The 14,768-nt window shown below is 70.9% G+C and carries 15 protein-coding genes and 1 pseudogene; 7 read left to right on the top strand and 9 right to left on the bottom strand.

Annotated features, from left to right (window positions below):
* Positions 1-82: 82 nt before the first annotated feature.
* Positions 83-2,119, bottom strand: a pseudogene (locus ACFRMQ_RS13350) (M4 family metallopeptidase); the annotation flags it as partial.
* A 536-nt stretch (positions 2,120-2,655) separates the two neighbouring features.
* Between ACFRMQ_RS13350 and ACFRMQ_RS13345 the strand changes: the two are divergent.
* A complete protein-coding gene (locus ACFRMQ_RS13345; RefSeq protein ID WP_380730228.1) occupies positions 2,656-3,267 on the top strand; it encodes a DoxX family protein in 612 nt (203 codons plus the stop codon).
* A 25-nt stretch (positions 3,268-3,292) separates the two neighbouring features.
* Here the strand turns inward: ACFRMQ_RS13345 and ACFRMQ_RS13340 are convergent, their stop codons facing one another.
* The 4 genes from ACFRMQ_RS13340 to ACFRMQ_RS13325 all read right to left on the bottom strand — a co-directional run bounded on the left by ACFRMQ_RS13340 (position 3,293) and on the right by ACFRMQ_RS13325 (position 7,010).
* Positions 3,293-4,105 (bottom strand): hypothetical protein, encoded by an 813-nt coding sequence (locus ACFRMQ_RS13340; protein WP_380730226.1) that lies wholly within the window; start codon positions 4,103-4,105, stop codon positions 3,293-3,295.
* A gap of 255 nt (positions 4,106-4,360) precedes the next feature.
* Positions 4,361-4,768, bottom strand: a complete 408-nt coding sequence (locus tag ACFRMQ_RS13335) for a hypothetical protein (RefSeq protein WP_380730224.1) — start codon at positions 4,766-4,768, stop codon at positions 4,361-4,363.
* A gap of 378 nt (positions 4,769-5,146) precedes the next feature.
* Complete coding sequence (locus ACFRMQ_RS13330) at positions 5,147-5,878, bottom strand: DUF6193 family natural product biosynthesis protein (RefSeq protein ID WP_380730222.1); 732 nt, start codon at positions 5,876-5,878, stop codon at positions 5,147-5,149.
* 91 nt (positions 5,879-5,969) lie between these two features.
* Entirely contained in the window at positions 5,970-7,010 is a 1,041-nt protein-coding gene (locus ACFRMQ_RS13325) for an HNH endonuclease (RefSeq protein ID WP_380730220.1), read from the bottom strand.
* A gap of 192 nt (positions 7,011-7,202) precedes the next feature.
* Between ACFRMQ_RS13325 and ACFRMQ_RS13320 the strand changes: the two genes are divergently transcribed.
* Entirely contained in the window at positions 7,203-7,424 is a 222-nt protein-coding gene (locus ACFRMQ_RS13320; protein ID WP_380730218.1) for a hypothetical protein, read from the top strand.
* Between the two features lie 191 nt (positions 7,425-7,615).
* Here the strand turns inward: ACFRMQ_RS13320 and ACFRMQ_RS13315 are convergent, their stop codons facing one another.
* Genes ACFRMQ_RS13315 through ACFRMQ_RS13305 form a run of 3 tightly spaced genes read right to left on the bottom strand, consistent with a single transcriptional unit; the run spans position 7,616 to position 9,694 of the window.
* Positions 7,616-8,479: a transporter substrate-binding domain-containing protein gene (locus ACFRMQ_RS13315; protein WP_380730216.1), complete on the bottom strand. Its 864-nt coding sequence runs from the start codon at positions 8,477-8,479 to the stop codon at positions 7,616-7,618.
* 10 nt (positions 8,480-8,489) lie between these two features.
* Positions 8,490-9,185: a hypothetical protein gene (locus ACFRMQ_RS13310; protein WP_380730214.1), complete on the bottom strand. Its 696-nt coding sequence runs from the start codon at positions 9,183-9,185 to the stop codon at positions 8,490-8,492.
* A 47-nt stretch (positions 9,186-9,232) separates the two neighbouring features.
* Complete coding sequence (locus ACFRMQ_RS13305) at positions 9,233-9,694, bottom strand: hypothetical protein (protein WP_380730212.1); 462 nt, start codon at positions 9,692-9,694, stop codon at positions 9,233-9,235.
* 457 nt (positions 9,695-10,151) lie between these two features.
* Here ACFRMQ_RS13305 and ACFRMQ_RS13300 point away from each other — a divergent pair, with 457 nt between their 5' ends.
* From ACFRMQ_RS13300 to ACFRMQ_RS13290, 3 genes are all read left to right on the top strand, one after another.
* Entirely contained in the window at positions 10,152-11,096 is a 945-nt protein-coding gene (locus tag ACFRMQ_RS13300; protein ID WP_380730210.1) for an ABC transporter ATP-binding protein, read from the top strand.
* Positions 11,093-12,067 (top strand): ABC transporter permease, encoded by a 975-nt coding sequence (locus tag ACFRMQ_RS13295; protein ID WP_380730208.1) that lies wholly within the window; start codon positions 11,093-11,095, stop codon positions 12,065-12,067. The genes ACFRMQ_RS13300 and ACFRMQ_RS13295 overlap by 4 nt, the downstream gene beginning before the upstream one ends.
* 62 nt (positions 12,068-12,129) lie before the next feature.
* Positions 12,130-12,525 carry a GntR family transcriptional regulator gene (locus tag ACFRMQ_RS13290; RefSeq protein WP_380730232.1) on the top strand — a complete coding sequence of 132 codons (396 nt, stop codon included), beginning with the start codon at positions 12,130-12,132 and terminating at the stop codon, positions 12,523-12,525.
* A 98-nt stretch (positions 12,526-12,623) separates the two neighbouring features.
* Here ACFRMQ_RS13290 and ACFRMQ_RS13285 read toward each other — a convergent pair whose 3' ends face one another.
* The gene (locus tag ACFRMQ_RS13285; RefSeq protein WP_380730206.1) at positions 12,624-12,842 is read right to left on the bottom strand and encodes a hypothetical protein; all 219 of its coding nucleotides are present in this window, start codon (positions 12,840-12,842) and stop codon (positions 12,624-12,626) included.
* 100 nt (positions 12,843-12,942) lie between these two features.
* Here ACFRMQ_RS13285 and ACFRMQ_RS13280 point away from each other — a divergent pair, with 100 nt between their 5' ends.
* Together ACFRMQ_RS13280 and ACFRMQ_RS13275 are read left to right on the top strand one after the other, a co-directional pair.
* Positions 12,943-14,034 carry a DUF5937 family protein gene (locus tag ACFRMQ_RS13280; protein WP_380730204.1) on the top strand — a complete coding sequence of 364 codons (1,092 nt, stop codon included), beginning with the start codon at positions 12,943-12,945 and terminating at the stop codon, positions 14,032-14,034.
* 157 nt (positions 14,035-14,191) lie between these two features.
* Positions 14,192-14,614 (top strand): hypothetical protein, encoded by a 423-nt coding sequence (locus tag ACFRMQ_RS13275; RefSeq protein WP_380730203.1) that lies wholly within the window; start codon positions 14,192-14,194, stop codon positions 14,612-14,614.
* Positions 14,615-14,768 lie beyond the last annotated feature (154 nt).

Genomic DNA, 14,768 nt, shown 5'->3' with positions numbered 1-14,768 from the left:
CGGACCGCGGCGCGGCTCTGTTCTCCGTTGCTACCGGGTGTTACCGGGTGTCAGCGGTGGTCGGTCACACCCGCTGCCAGAGCGCCGGGACGTTCGACGGCTCCCAGCCGATCTGCGCGGTGTGGCCCTGGAGGCAGCGGTAGCTGACCCCGTTGTAGGTCACCACGTCACCGGCCTGGTAGGTGGTGCCGGCCGCCCAGGTGCCACCCGGGTTCGGGGTGCCACCGCCACCGACGGCCAGGGTGTACTGGGCGGTGTGGGTGGTGGTGCCGGCGGTACCGGTCACGGTGATCTGGTAGGTCCCGGAGGCCGCCGTCGAGGAGGCCGAGAGGGTCAGCGTGGCGGACGAACCGGCCTGCACCGACGAGGGGTTGAAGCTCGCGGTGACGCCCGAGGGCAGGCCGGAGGCGGTCAGGCTGACGCTCTGCGCGGTGCCCGAGGTGACGGCGGTGTTCACCGTCGCCGTGGTCGAGGCGCCGGCCTGGACCGAGCCGGAGCCCGGGTTGAGCGAGAGCGAGAAGTCGTTGCTGCCCGGGTTGGGGTTGCCGGAGCAGGTCGGGTCACCGGCCTGGGCCGGAACACTGACCGCGTCCCAGGCGGCCTTGGTCTGGTTGAACAGGCCGCAGGTCGGGTCGAGGCTCTTGGCGGCCGTCAGAGTGGTGGTGCGGTAGCGCTTGTAGGTCATGCCGCTGGTCTTGAGCAGCATGCCGCCGTAGAAGACCTGGCCGGCCTGCTTGACACCGATGCCGGTGACGGAGGAGCTGTTGCAGGTCGGGCTGGAGGGCTTGCCGCCGCCCGGGTTGGAGCCCAGGGAGAGCAGGTAGAACCAGTGGTTCAGCGGGCCGGCGGCCGCGTGCACCTCGGTGCTGGGGATGGAGGAGGAGTAGCAGTTGGGGTTGTTGCTCACCAGCGAGGGGTTGTACATGTTACGGATCGGGCCGTTGCCGACCAGGTTGATCTGCCGTCCGACCAGGTAGTCCGGGTAGTCGTAGGGCGCGGGCTGGTTGCTGTACTCCTTGGTCAGCGCGCCGAAGATGTCGCCGGTGCCCTCGCCGAGGCCGTTCTCGTTGTTGGCGCCGCCGGGGGTGTACTGGTCGATGCCGTGGCCGAACTCGTGGCCGACCACGTCCTGGGAGCCGATCCACTCGCCGGCCTGGCTGTGGCCGATCGAGACGGAGCTGCCGTCCCAGTACGCGTTGACGTCGTTGAGGCCGACCTTGATCGGCCAGCTGCCGCCGTTGCCGTCGTGCCCGTTGCGGCCGAGCCAGTCGCGGAGCATGTTCCACTCCTGCTGGGCGGCGTACATGGCGTCGCCGCAGCCGGTCTCCTTGCTGGAGGGGCTGCCGTTGCCCCAGGAGTCGGAGCTCTTGGAGAAGACCTGGCCGGTGCTGTTGTCGGAACAGCTCAGGCCCGGGCGGCTGGGGTCGCGCAGCGAGTACGAGCCGCCGGAGTTGGTGGTGCTGATGGTGAGCGGGCCGGGGCCGTTCCACTTGCTGTTCACGGTGCCGGCGCGGGAGTCGTCGTAGCTGTCGACGATCTCGCCGGTGGTCGCGTCCACGAAGACGTGCAGCCGGCTCGGGGCGCTGCCGTCGCGCCCGGTGAGGACGGTCTCCCAGGCGAGGCGGCTGGTGTCGTCCTTGACCCGGACGACCAGGCGGCGGGACTCCACCGAGTCCACGGCGGCGAGCTTGGTGCGGGCGGTCTTCTCCGCCTTGTCGGCGCCGATCTTCGCCTTGGTGGGCGCGTTGACCGGGCCGGTGGCCGCCGACTGGAGGCCGCGGACCTTGCCCTGCCCGTCGGAGAGCACGACGGCGTCGCCGCCGACCACGGGCAGGCCGTGGTAGCTGCGCTCGTACGAGACGGAGTAGAGGCCGCCGAGGAACGGGGTGACGGCCTTGCGCTCGTACGTCTCGTCCTGGCCCTTGGCCAGCGCGTCCAGTCCGCTCGCGGCCGCGGCGTCGGCGGCGTTCACGGCGGCGGCCAGGGCGCTCGGCGCCGGGGCCGGGGCGGGAGCGGGCGCGGCGGTGGCCGGCCCGGCGGTGGCGGCGATCATGCCGGCCAACACGGTCAGGGTGGTCGCAGCGGTCAGCAACCGGCCGGCGGAAACTCTGTGTTGCATCGAGGCTCCTTGCATGTGGGGGTTCCTCGACGCGGACGGCATGGCTGGTGGCACACCGCAGGGCCGTGTTGTGGGGACGGCCGTGCGGGCCGTCCGCGCTCGGGTTCCCGAAGATTCACATGACGTCATGACCGGGTCAATGGTTTGGACCTGTGGGGCCCGGGGTTGGCAAGTTCTGTCAAGTCCGCAGAGTCGGCTCCGCGCCGAGCTGGGCTTTCCTTCGAGTGGTTGAGACCATGTCCGGAAGTGGTCGAGACCATCTTCCGGTTGAGACCGCGTCAGGGGTGAGGCTCGACGGCCCGGCATCGGCACGGAGTGAACAGCCGCGCGGACGGAGCGTCATCCCGCCGTCCGGCAAGGCGATCAACCTATCCGTGGCACCGCGAGGGCGCTAAGCTGCGGGCTTCCGAGCCGGCACCTGACAGTCCGCGCCCGGCTGGCGCCTCGGGCAGCCCCTCACCCGGATCCCGCCAGCCCCCGGTGCGTCCCGTCCTCTTCGGTGCCGGCGACTGTGAAGGGATCTGAAGGAGGGGCGGATGGAGTCGCATTTCGCACGGGCGGTGCGGTCGGGCAGACGCCGGACCGAGGCTTTCTCCCGCGGCTACCGGCGGGTGGCCCCCGCGGTCCTGCGGATCAGCGTCGGACTGGTGTACCTCTGGTTCGGGCTGCTCAAGTTCGTCCCCGGGGCCAGCCCCGCGGAGGACCTCGCCACCCGCTGCATGAGCGTGATGACCTTCGACCTGGTGCCACCCGGCGTCTCACGGCCGCTGCTGGCGCTCATGGAGGTCCTCATCGGGGCCGGCCTGGTCACCGGGCTGCTGCTGCCCCTCACCCTGGCCGTGTTCTTCGTGCACATGGCCGGAGTGTTCGCGACGCTCGTCCTGCTGCCGGACGACGTGTGGGTGGACGGTGTCCCGCCCGTCCCGACGATGGACGGGCAGTACATCCTCAAGAACCTCGTGCTGATCGCGGCCTGTCTGGCCGTCGCCACCCGGGGAGCGGAGCGGGCCGAGTCCGTCGAGCACACCGGACCGGCGCCCGACGCACCCGCCCTCCCGGCGGCCACCACGGCCCCCGGCCTGGCACCCGACCCGGCGCGAGCGCCCGTCGGGCAGCGGCTGACGGCCGGCCCCCGCCCGTCACCGTAGAGCGGCCCGGGCGGGGCCGGAGCGGCTACTTGACGGTCTTCGCCAGCGGCACCGCCAGCTGCATGAGGTTCGGCAGCCGGCCCAGGATGTCGTCGCCACTGAGGAACAGCGCCTTGTCGCCGATCCGGGTCACCACGATCTCCGAGGTGCGGTACGGGCCCGTGGGCACCCTCCTCATGTCGAAGGCCTCGTCACCGAGCCCCGGCACGGGCCGCAACGTCACGGTCATCGGGATCGGGGCGCCGTCCACGCTCTTGCCGGTGAAGGTCTTGCAGCGCTCCGCGTACGCCCGCAGGTCGGTGAGCAACTGGGCCGCGTCGCCGGGGCGGTAGGCGCCCAGGTAGACCTGGACCGCGTGCTCGCCGTCGTAGACCTCGTTCATCGCGCCCGAGACGTTGTAGCCCTGGGAGAAGATGGTCCCGGCGAGCCGCATCTGGTTGCACGGCTCCTTGATCTGCGGCGGGTCGGCCCGGTACCCGTTGATGGCGGTGCCGGTGTCGTGCTCGCTGCCGTCCCCCTTGATCGTCCACCCGGCGGGCAGGATCGCGGCCGTCGGCAGGAACGCGCTCAGCTCGATCCCGGTGGGCGGCGGCGGGCCGGTCGGCGTGCTGCCGGGGGTGCCAAACGCCGGTTCGCCGGAGACCGGGAGCGTCGGTGCGGCCGCCGGGCCGGTACCCGCGGAGGCGCTCGGGGTGGCCGCCGGGGAGGTGGCATCGGCCGCCGCCGCGGTCGGCAGGCCGTAGATCGACCCGGAGCCGGAGGAGCATCCCGTGACAGCGGCCACGGCCATCGCCGCCGCACCCACCGCGAGCGGAATCCTGCCGGTGGATCGGACCATGGACACAAGGACCCCCGCGGGTTCGTAACCGGATGCAGTGTTTCGTGCACGGGAGCGCCACTCCCGGAAGCGACCATACCGTCGGCCCGGGACGGAGCCCAACTGGGCCACCATTCACTTGTCTTGACGGTTCGCCACCTGGCGTCCGACCACCTCCGGCCGGCCGTGCGCACGGTGGGTATCGTGCCCGATCCACCCGGCCGGTGACATGAGTATTCGTACTCAACCCGGCTTCCCGCTCCACCGCGGCCGCTGTCAGCCGGACGGCTTCGCGAACGCCGGCCGCACGAGGACGGCGAGCAGGGCCAGCACCGCCGCCGCGAAGAGCGTGAACAGGTACTCCCCCGACAGCAGGCCATAACCGAGCAGCATGACCTGCACCACTCCCGCCCCGACCAGGGCGGAGGAACCACGGGGCGCCTCGCACGGCCGCCGCATCGCCCACAGGCCCAGAGCGGCCCAGCCGTTGACCCCGACCATGAAGATGCCCGTGAACAGGAACCCGTACGGCACGTAGCGCGGCGTGGGCGCCACCTCATCCTCGAAAGCGATGCCGCCCGCGAGCAGCGGCATGGCAATGCAGAAGAAGAGAACGATCGCGATCGTCTCCAGCAGAATCAGAGCCGTCGCACCCAGCAGGGCGGCGGTGGAGAAGCGAGTCATCGCGCCTTCCGAACGTTGCGGTCGGACCGACCGCCGACCGACATGTCAGTTCCTTCACTCGGAAGATCCGCCCACCGCCGTCGGCCGCGAGCTGGAGAGAAACGTACCATTTGCCCACATTTTAGAGTCTCTAGATTCTCAAATGAGTATTCCTTTACCTTCATAAAATTCTACGGGCACTCAAATCCCTGTCAACGCCCCGCCCGCCCGGGAGCGTCAGCGGTGCTACCAGAGCACGTCCTACTTTCAGTAGGAAGAGTCCGTGCGACCCAGGCCTGGCGCTCCACAGTCGAATGGGGTCCGGCTCCGGACAGGCGTCGGACCCCGTCCCCATTCCCCCCCCCCACCCCCGGGAACGGGCGGACCGGTCCCCTCCGCTCACGGCTCGTCGGGCCCGAAGACGGCCGGGCCGAGGTCAGCCGGGACCTGGGCCTCGGCGAGGGCTGCCGCCTCGGCCGCCGACCCGACCTCGGCGATCAGGTCGCCGGCTCCCTCGCAGTCCAGGGTGCGCTGCACGCGGTACGTGCCGCTGCCACGGCCCGGGACGATGACGACCGCCGGCCCGAGCACGTGGCCGACGCTGGGCCGGAAGCCGAGCCGCCGCATGCTGTCGAACGGGAGCAGTCGTCGCAGTCTCGGTCGCCCGTGCGCCGCCTCCACTGCCGCCCCGAACTCCGGGAACCCGTCGGCCTCCTCGTGGCCCTGCTCCCTGAGCTGCCGCCATGCGACGTCGACCGCGTCGGCCGGGTTCCGGTCCGCCGCCTCCGCGAACTCGCCGTATTCCAGCCAGGGCAGCAGCTCGCGCATCGCGGGCAGGCTCTCCCCCCTCCCCCAGGCCACGCCCGCCCGGACGATGTCCGCGAGGTCGGCGGTACCGCCGGCGATCATCGCCAGGCCCCGGCTCCAGCCGTCGACGCCGAAGAAGCGCCAGCCGCTCTCGACGTAGACCAGGAGCGGCTCCCGCCCGAGGGCAGGGGCGGCGATGGCCGCCGTGTCGTCCGTGTCGTCCGGCACCACCGTGATGTCCAGGCCCAGCCGGGCGGCCGTCCGCTCCAGCGCGCCGGCGAGGCTTCCGGCGGCGATGACCTCGGGATAGAACTCGGGCTCCATTCCGCCAGTATGGCGATACGACGGTCACGGATCGTGAGAAGGTGCCGCCATGACGATCGGCAGGAAGCGGCCTGTCGGAGCCCGCCCGTGGTCAGCCCCACCCGGCCAGGACCAGGCCGAGATCGTCCACCCTCCACCCGTCGATCACGCAGTCGCCCGTTTCAAGACCGGACAGCGCAGAGGTCAGGTCCCAGGACACCGAGGCCGAGAACGCGCCATCGACCACCACATCGGCCTGAAGGTCCTCCAGCCCGTCTCCCCTGGAGTCGCCGCGTGTCAGCGACACCCACAGGCTGCCCTCGAACACTCCGCCGGCGGTGAACTCGATCCGCTGCCCGTCCCGGTGGAAGTCGAGCGATTCCAGCTCGATGACGAACCAGTCGCTGACGGGCGAGCCGGCAGAGATCGGATTGTCCAGGTGCAGGTACTCGAAGTGCTCCACCACTCGCGTTCGCACCTGCCGCAGCAGTCGCACGACGGGTTCCCGAAGAACGGATCCGAGTTCCACAGCACACACCTCTTCGAGAAGGGCCGCTGTCGTCCGCCCCCGCTCGTCGAGGGAGACGATGATCCCTTGCTCGGAACCGAACTCGTCGACCTCGACCTCGAGACGGTTGAACGACCGGTAGTCCGCCCGACCGTCACCGATCATCGAAAGGATCTGAACGACCGCAGGAGCGTGGTCCAGGAACTCCTGACGAGCGTCAGCTCGGCTCAAGTCCGCCTTGACGACCTGCAAGAGGTGCTCGGCGACCTTGCCGGAACGGCCGAACGCCTGCACGCGTGCGACGACGGCGGAGCGGCGCCTGGCCGCCTTGTCCAGCTGGCTCAAGTAGACCGGCGCATCGTAGGTGGTGCTGCCCTTGCCCCCCGGCCCATTGCAGGATGCGCAGCTCGGCGCGAGGTTGTGAGGGTCGTGGAGATCGAAGCTCCCCGGCAGGCCGAAGTGCCTCTTGAGATTCGACAACTCGTCGTCGGTGACGTCCTTCGGGATGATGTGGTCGATCTGGCAGTCGGCGAACTTCACCGGCTCTCTGCACCAGTAACACTTCAGCTTCCACACCTGCCACAGCGCCATCCTCAGCACGGCGTTGTCGCCCTCGCCGTAGCGAACACTGTTCCCACTGCGCATCAGCGGCCCCCTCCGGTGACTCCGTTCGCCACCGGTTGTATCGCAGCTCGCACGGTGCCGCTGCGGCTTTCGGCAACCTCGTCGCCGACGGACCGCGCCACGGGTACTCGGGAGCGGTTGGGACCCGAGGTCGCGATCGCCGGGCCCCGCCCTCGACTCCGGCCGGGCGGGAGCGGGTCCTACGATCGGGCCATGACGAGCACTCCGGAGTCCTGGACCATTCGCCACTTCTCCCAGGCCAATCCCGCGGGCCCGGGCTGTGACAGCGTGCCCGCGCTCCTGCGGAGGCTGGCCGATTCGATCGAGGCGTTGGGCCCCGTCGAAGTCCAGGATGTCGTCTTCGAGTCGGAGACGACCGAGCACGGGCCCTGGCGGTCGGGGACGGTCTACTTCCACCTGCCCGAGGACGGCTGAGCACGGCTCCGGCGCTCACGAGCGGAGCCGGACCACGAGGGGCGCGGGCGGCCGTTCGCCGACGGTGGCCACAACGGCACCGCCTGGCAGTTCCGGGCTGCCGTCCGACAGCGGCAGCCCGGAAGCCTTCGAACGGCGCCGCTCGGCGGCATCATCCGCCCCCGGCGCCCTCGGACGTCGTTCAGGAACGATCAGGACTTCGACGGTTTGTCGTGGCACCCGATCTGCTGCGGCTTCGGCTGAAACTGCTTCCACCGGTCCCCGTCCTTCAACTCCGGGAATGCCGCAGTGAGGTCGTTCTGCCAGTCGCTGCTGGTGACGTATTCGACGATCTTGGCCGCCAGCTCCTCGCAGTCCCCGGGGTGCTTCTTGGAGATCCCGACGCCGTAGTTGTTGGGCGACCCTATGGTGACCGTGGAGACCTCCAGGCTCGAATCCTGGTGGGCGAACCCGTAGAGGATGAGCTGGTCGGTGGAGACCGCGACGACTTCGCGCGATTTGAGCTTGTTGATGCAGTCCTGGGCGTCGTTCCCCGGGATGCGGTGGATCTGAGGGTACTGGTCCTTCAGCACGGTTTCCGACGTGGTGCCGGCCCAGGCGCAGACGGACTTCCCGTTGAAGTCCTCGGCGGACTTGTACGAGGACTCCCCCTTGCGGAGCAGGAACCCCTGCTTGGTGGAGAGGTACGGACCGGCGAAGTTGATGTCGGCCAGCCGCCCGTCATCGATGGAGAAGGTCGCGACCACCAGATCGACGCGATTCTCCAGGAGCGCCGCCACGCGATCGTCGGAGGACACGTCGTTGAAGGCGATCTGCTTGGGGGTGATGCCCTCCGCTTTGGTGAAGTGGTAGGCGACCTGGAGGTCGAATCCGGTGTGTACGTAGTGGTCCACCACGCTGGTGCCGGGCTGGTCGTTCTTCATCCCGATGACCAATCGGTCCTGCTTGAAGATCGAAAGGTCCGACCCGTCGTGGTCACTGGCGCAGGCGCTCGCCAGCAGGACCGACGCGACGGAGAGTGCCACGACCGCACGGCCTCGGTGGGGAATGGACATGTGACCCTCATCAACTGTTTCGTAGGACGGCGTTGCTGACGTCGACATCGATCTCACAACCGTCGTCGACATCGACCGTGAACGTCAGACCGAGCGATGTCACCCCGGGATTCAGCCGGATCCTCGCCGTCCGCGGCCCCAGCTCTTCGACGGCCCCACCGGAGGCGGCGACCCCGATCCTCGCCCCGGGCACACACCACTGGCTCGAGTAGTGCTCCTCGAGGTGGAAATCGATCGTCAGGGACGGCCGTTGGGCGGGGATGAGTACGGTGACGTCCCTTCGGTCCGCCTTGCCCATCGGCTGGGAGGCGACCTGGCGGAACTGCTCGGTGACGGAGAGATCGCCGTGGTCCCGCACCCAGGAGAACCCCCACCAACTCGCGGCGACCAGCAGGGCGGTCACACCCGCGAAGATCGCGGGAGGCCTCCTGATGGTGCTGCCGATGCTCTCGCCGGGCGCCCCCGGCGACGCGGACAGGGCGACGGTCAGCCCGGTGGCAAGCGCCACGACGGCGGGGGCCAGGTAGAAGGCCCGCTGCCAGTCGCTGCTTTCCGGGTGGCCGACGGTCGCCGCCACCAGGCTCGCGAGGGCGATGAGGATCCAGACCCAGCGGCCGTGGCCGGTGAGGCTGATGCGGATGATCCGGTAGTCGCCGCCGACGGCAGTCCCTCCGTCACGGGCCGACACGTTCCGCAGCGATGTCATGGCACCGCCTCCTCCCGAGGACTTCCCGCGCCGCGTCCACGGTCGGGTCACGGCGTGCGCCTCGTGGGGTCGACCCCGTCGATCCGGCCCCCGCTGCTCACCGACCCCTGCCCCCTGGCGGTCACCTCGATCGTCTCGTTCTGCGGCCGCTCACGATCGGCTCGACGGCCACGACGCCACTGACCGGCTCCGCCGGCACCGGCGCCGATACCGTCTGCGGCCGCCATACCGCCGTCCTCCGCGGTGACCCGCACCTCTCGGCGGCTCCCCCCGCCGGCGGAGGACCCCGGCGCCGCCTGCCCGCTGCCGCCGCTCGGCGCTCCGCTGCCCGAGCCCTGCAACAGCCCGCGGAGCGTGACCGCGAAGCCGAACAGCGCGATCACCCCACCGCCGATGCTCGCGAACTTCTCCGCCGTGTCGAGGTCCACCAGGACCGCCACCGCGACCAGCCCGATCCCGGCCGCCGCACACAGCGCGGCCGCCACCCACCAAGCCCAGCGGTTCGCCATGCGTCCACCCCCCTTGTCAACCAGTCAACTGGTAAATTTCCCACCGGAGTTGCCCCCGTGACCGGATTTTGCTAGTAGGTCAATTGGCTCGATCCGGGATGCCCCAAACCTCCCGCGCCCAGGCGTTACACGATCCTGAACGACCAGTCGGCGCACCTGTCGGCGCCCATGAAGGGGCGAGCGCCCCCCACTGCCGTCAGCGACCCCGGGCGCGATCCGGCCGGTTCGTCGCCGGAAGGTTTGGCCGACGTCGGACTCACGAAGCAGGCGCCCCACTCGTCGACCGCGCCAGGTGACGAACGGTCACGCACCCCCTCCCGCCCGCGAACTCCGCGGAGGATCCGCCGCGCGGTGCGACGCGCCCCCACACCCCGGGGATCCCCCGGCCGGCCTTGACACCTCCCCACCCTCAAGACCATGATTCCATTAATTGACTAGTGGAATTGAGGGTGTGTGCATGACCGACGCATTCGCTCCGCGCAGCTCGCCCGACGCCTGGGCCCTGGAGGCCCGGGGCCTCGGGAAGCGCTACCGACGCGGCTGGGCGCTGCGCGACTGCTCGTTCCGGCTGCCGGCCGGGCGCATCTGCGGGCTGGTCGGCCCCAACGGGGCGGGCAAGAGCACACTGCTGGGGCTCGCCACCCAGCAACTGCGGCCGACGGAAGGCGAACTGCTGGTCTTCGGGGTCCCGGCGGGCGACGGAACCGCGAGGCCGAGGACCGCGTTCCTCGGCCAGGACAAACCGCTGTTCAAGGGGTTCACCGTGGCGGAGACCCTGCGCCTGGGCGCCGAGCTCAACCCCGCCTGGGACATGGCCTCCGCCGAGCGGATCGTCCGCTCCGGCCAAGTGCCGATGGACGCCCGGATCGGCGCCCTCTCGGGCGGCCAGCACACCCGCGTCGCTTTCGCGCTCGCCTTCGGCAAGCGGCCCGACCTGCTGATGCTGGACGAGCCGATGGCCGACCTCGATCCCCTGGCCCGCCACGACCTGAGCGCCCTGCTGATGGCGGAGGCCGCCGAACGCGGCATCACCGTCGTGATGTCCTCGCACCTGCTGGCCGAACTGGAGGACATGTGCGACTACCTGCTGGTCCTCGCCGGGGGCCGGGTCCGGCTGGCGGGTGACGCCGAGGACCTCGTCCCGGCCCACGCGCTGGTGACGGGACTGGTCACCGACGGGGACCCACTCGCCCCACTGGCCCCGCACACCGTCGTCGAACACCGCGCCCAGGGGCGGCAGTTCCAGGCGCTGATCCGCCCCAACGGCCCGCTGCGCCCCGAGTGGGAGGTCGTCGAACCGACCCTGGAGGAAGTACTGCTGGCACACCTGCGCTCGCCGGACGCGCCCGCCCTGTACACACCCGGCGCCCGTCACGAGGCCGAAGGGACCCCCGCCCGATGAGCACCACCCTGACCGACCCGCCCCGGACGGCCGCCGAACGGCCCCGACGCCGCCTGCTGGGCGGGCTGACCTGGCTCGTCCTGCGCCAGCACCGGGCGGCGCTGCTCACCGCGGCGGCCGCCGTCGTACTCGGCTCCGCCTGGATCGTCTACCAGCGCGACCGCCTGGCCGACACCCTCGCCGCGCTCGGCTGGCCGGACAAGCAACCGCCGATGCCGGTACCCGGCTGGGGGAGCGTCGACCTGACGATCACCGCCCTGGGCATGCTCCCGGTCCTCCTCGCCGTCTTCCTCGGCGCCCCGCTGATCGCGGGCGACCAGGAACGCGGCACCCTGCAACTGGTCACCACCCAGTCGGTGTCCCGCCGCCGGTGGATCACCGCCAAGCTCGCCTGGTGCTACGCGGCGGCGCTGCTGACCGGCGCGGTGCTCTCGGCGTTCTTCACCTGGTGGTGGAAGCCCTACCGTTCGCTGTTCCCGCTCCGGTGGTACGACGGGGCCGTGTTCGACCACACCGGCCCGATGCTCCCCGCCCTGTGCCTCTTCCTCACCGCCGCCGGGATCGCCATCGGCATGCTGGTGCGCCGGCTCCTCCCGGCGATGGCCGTCACGTTCGCCTTCTCCATCGCCGTCCGGATCGTCTGGGGAGAGCTGCGGGCGCACCTCGCGCCGTCACGGATGTTCAGCCACCCGTACGGCGGCGGCATCTACGAACAGCTGAAGGACCCGTACGAACTGGACCGCTGGATCGGCTCCGCCGACGGCCGCCTCTACGGCTGGGGAACCTGCGCCGAGTCGACGGAGGCGGCGTCGGACGCCTGCCTGAAGGAGCACGGGATCGTCAACGACGTCATCGAGTACCTCGGCTTCGACCAGATGCCGACGATGCAGTGGACCGGGGCGGGCATCCTGCTCGCGGCCACGGCGGTCATCACCGTCGGCACGGTGTGGTGGGCGTCCAGGAAGCTGTAGGGCCACGACACCGTGCATGACACGCGTATCGTTTCGGCAGTACGAGACAGGGGGTGAGAAGAGTGGTCATGTTCCGCATCAACAAGCGCAGCGGGGTGGCGACGTACCTCCAGATCGTGCGGCAGGTGGAACAGGCGCTGCGGATGGGCGCCCTGGAACCCGGGGACCGGCTGCCGACGGCCGCCCAGGTCGCGGCGGACACCAAGGTCAACCCGAACACGACCCTCAAGGCGTACCGGGAGCTGGAGCGCGCGGGGCTCGCCGAGGTCAGGCAGGGCGCGGGCACCTTCATCACCCGCTCCCTGGCGCCCGCGCAGGAGGGCCCCGCCTCGCCGCTGCGGGCCTCGCTGGCCGCGTGGATGGACGAGGCGCGCTCCCAGGGGCTCAGCGGTGAGGAGATCACCGCCCTCTTCCTGGCGGCGCACGCGGCGGCCTTCCCCGCCGGGGCGGACGGCTGACGGGCGGCTGACGGGCGGGGCCTCCCCCGAGAGCGCGGCCGAAGCGTCCCCGGGAGCACGGTCGGGGCCTCCCCGGGAGCACCGCCGGTCCGGCCCGCTCAGCAGGCCCCGGCACCGCGCCGCCGGCGCAGCGCCAGGCGCAGGGCGAAGCGCAGCCGGCCGATCGCGGGGCGGCCGGCGAGCACGGCCTCGAAGCGGCGGTGGTCGCGGGCCGCGCGCAGCACCGCGACGTCGTGGGTACCGGGGGCGGGCGGGGCGGGCTCGTCGCGCTGGGCGGCCCGGTAGCTGTCGAAGAGGTGCTGCTGCAGTGCGTTCATGCGCTCACCTTCCACCGGGGCCACGCCGCGGGTCCCGTCGATTGACGGCCCTCGTCAAACGGCGTGCGAGCGCCCCCGCCCGGCCCGGCATCATAGGGGGGTGAGCGTGACCATCGACATCACCGGACTGCCGCACGAGCGGATCACCTTCTGCCCCTCGCCGCTGGCCGAGCTCGGCAACGCGCTGCACGCGCTCGCCGAACCCGCTCACCACGCCCGGCTGCACGCCTGGACGACCGCGACCTCGGCCGCGCTCGAAGCGGAGCTGGCCGACCGGCTACTGGAAGCCGACTTCATGTGGCGCTCGACGCGCTCCGACTTCCTGATGCCGCCCCGCCCTCGGGAGACCCTCGCCGAGGAGCTGGACGACCTCGACCGCATGGACGACGAGAGGTTCGTCGGCGCGGCCCTGGAGATCTCGTGCAGCACCAGCCACTACCCCAGGGGCCTGCCGTCGCCGCTGGTCGACGCGTGGGCACGGCGCCGCGCACTCGACCTGGCGGCGGCCCGCGGCCCGCGCCAGGCGGCGTTCGTCGAGCGGATGCTCGCCGAGCCCACCGCCACCCGCGCCTGGATACGGCGCCTGCTGGAGGACTGCGACCAGGCGTTCTTCGCCGACACCTGGCGCCGGGTCGCCGTCCAGCTCGCCGCCGACGCCCGGCACAAGACCGAGCTGCTGCGCCGCAAGGGCCTGGCCGAGGCCCTCACCGCGGCGTCCTCGGCGCTGAGCCTGGAGGAGGACGAGAACGGCAGCCGCATCGTCGTCGACAAGCTGGTGCACGGGCGCACCGAGGCCCGCGAGACCGCGGTCACCCTGCTGCCGACGGTCTTCGGCTGGCCGCACCTGTTCTCCCTGTACTCGCCGGGCTGGCAGCCCGTGATCCAGTACCCGGTCGCCTCCCACGAGGTAGGCGGCACCGAGCCGGTGGAGACGGTCAGGCTGCGCCTGGACGCGCTGACCCACCCGATGCGGATGAGCATGTGCCGCAACCTGGCGCGCAGCGCGTACTCGACCAGCGAGCTGGCCGACGCGTACGGCATCACCGCCCCCGAGGTCTCCCGCCACCTCGCCGTCCTGCGCAAGGCCGGGCTGCTGATCACCCGGCGCCGGGGCCGCTACGTCCTGCACCAGCTCGACCTCTCGGTGGTGGTGCGGCTCGGCAGCGACTTCCTGGAGTCGGTGCTGCGGTAGGGGGCGACGGCGCGATCTCCTCCACCGGGGGCCGGCGACGGACGGAACAGGGCCCGGAGATCCACCGGACCTCCCGACGCGGTGGCACGGATACGCGGTCGACGGAAGAGAGCTGTTGCGGCACCATGCGGGGCAAGACCCGATGACGAGGAGCACGGTGATCAGCCAGGGAGTGGACATCGCCACGCGATGCGAGGCCTGCGGCGGTGTGCTGATCCTCAACACCGGCCAGTCCATCTCCGATGGACGCCTGTGGTGGGGAACCGAGGGCGCCTGCCAGGCCTGCGCCCTCGCCTGGTGCGAGCTGGACAGCGACGACGCGACTCCGGAAAGGATCCGCCAGGCTCTCCTGGCCGAACACGGACCCGCCCGGCTCCGGCTGACGGAGCCCGAGGCGAGCGCGGTGCCCGTCCTGCGCGCGCTCCGAGAAGTGCACGGCCTGTCACTGGCACAAGCACGAACCATGGCCGATGACTTGAGGACGACCGGCCTCGTGGGCACGTTCGTCGAGATGGAACTCGTAGCCGCCCGGCTACGCCACCATTCCGTCGAGGCGACAGTCGAGACGTCGTCCGGCTGACCGCCGAAAGCCCACTTGAACCGGGCGCTCGAACAGCGCCATCATCGGGATGCCGCCCACCGGTCCCGCGCTCCTGCGAACTCGGATTCCGCGCGGGCGACTTGGGCGGCATCGAAAGGTGTCCGGCCGTGCCGTCCGCCCGAGCGAGCGAGGA

It is taken from the genome of Kitasatospora sp. NPDC056783, from assembly GCF_042789895.1.
GTDB lineage: Bacteria > Actinomycetota > Actinomycetes > Streptomycetales > Streptomycetaceae > Kitasatospora.
This window is presented reverse-complemented; position numbering and strand designations above follow the sequence as displayed.

Excerpts from the sequence above, each read along its gene's own strand:
- ACFRMQ_RS13335 (WP_380730224.1), bottom strand. The coding sequence starts at position 4,768 with ATGACTCGCTTCTCCACCGCCGCCCTGCTGGGTGCGACGGCTCTGATT.
- ACFRMQ_RS13295 (WP_380730208.1), top strand. The coding sequence starts at position 11,093 with ATGAGCACCACCCTGACCGACCCGCCCCGGACGGCCGCCGAACGGCCC.
- ACFRMQ_RS13305 (WP_380730212.1), bottom strand. The coding sequence starts at position 9,694 with ATGGCGAACCGCTGGGCTTGGTGGGTGGCGGCCGCGCTGTGTGCGGCG.
- ACFRMQ_RS13330 (WP_380730222.1), bottom strand. The coding sequence starts at position 5,878 with ATGGAGCCCGAGTTCTATCCCGAGGTCATCGCCGCCGGAAGCCTCGCC.
- ACFRMQ_RS13285 (WP_380730206.1), bottom strand. The coding sequence starts at position 12,842 with ATGAACGCACTGCAGCAGCACCTCTTCGACAGCTACCGGGCCGCCCAG.
- ACFRMQ_RS13345 (WP_380730228.1), top strand. The coding sequence starts at position 2,656 with ATGGAGTCGCATTTCGCACGGGCGGTGCGGTCGGGCAGACGCCGGACC.
- ACFRMQ_RS13340 (WP_380730226.1), bottom strand. The coding sequence starts at position 4,105 with ATGGTCCGATCCACCGGCAGGATTCCGCTCGCGGTGGGTGCGGCGGCG.
- ACFRMQ_RS13325 (WP_380730220.1), bottom strand. The coding sequence starts at position 7,010 with ATGCGCAGTGGGAACAGTGTTCGCTACGGCGAGGGCGACAACGCCGTG.
- ACFRMQ_RS13315 (WP_380730216.1), bottom strand. The coding sequence starts at position 8,479 with ATGTCCATTCCCCACCGAGGCCGTGCGGTCGTGGCACTCTCCGTCGCG.
- ACFRMQ_RS13320 (WP_380730218.1), top strand. The coding sequence starts at position 7,203 with ATGACGAGCACTCCGGAGTCCTGGACCATTCGCCACTTCTCCCAGGCC.
- ACFRMQ_RS13310 (WP_380730214.1), bottom strand. The coding sequence starts at position 9,185 with ATGACATCGCTGCGGAACGTGTCGGCCCGTGACGGAGGGACTGCCGTC.
- ACFRMQ_RS13300 (WP_380730210.1), top strand. The coding sequence starts at position 10,152 with ATGACCGACGCATTCGCTCCGCGCAGCTCGCCCGACGCCTGGGCCCTG.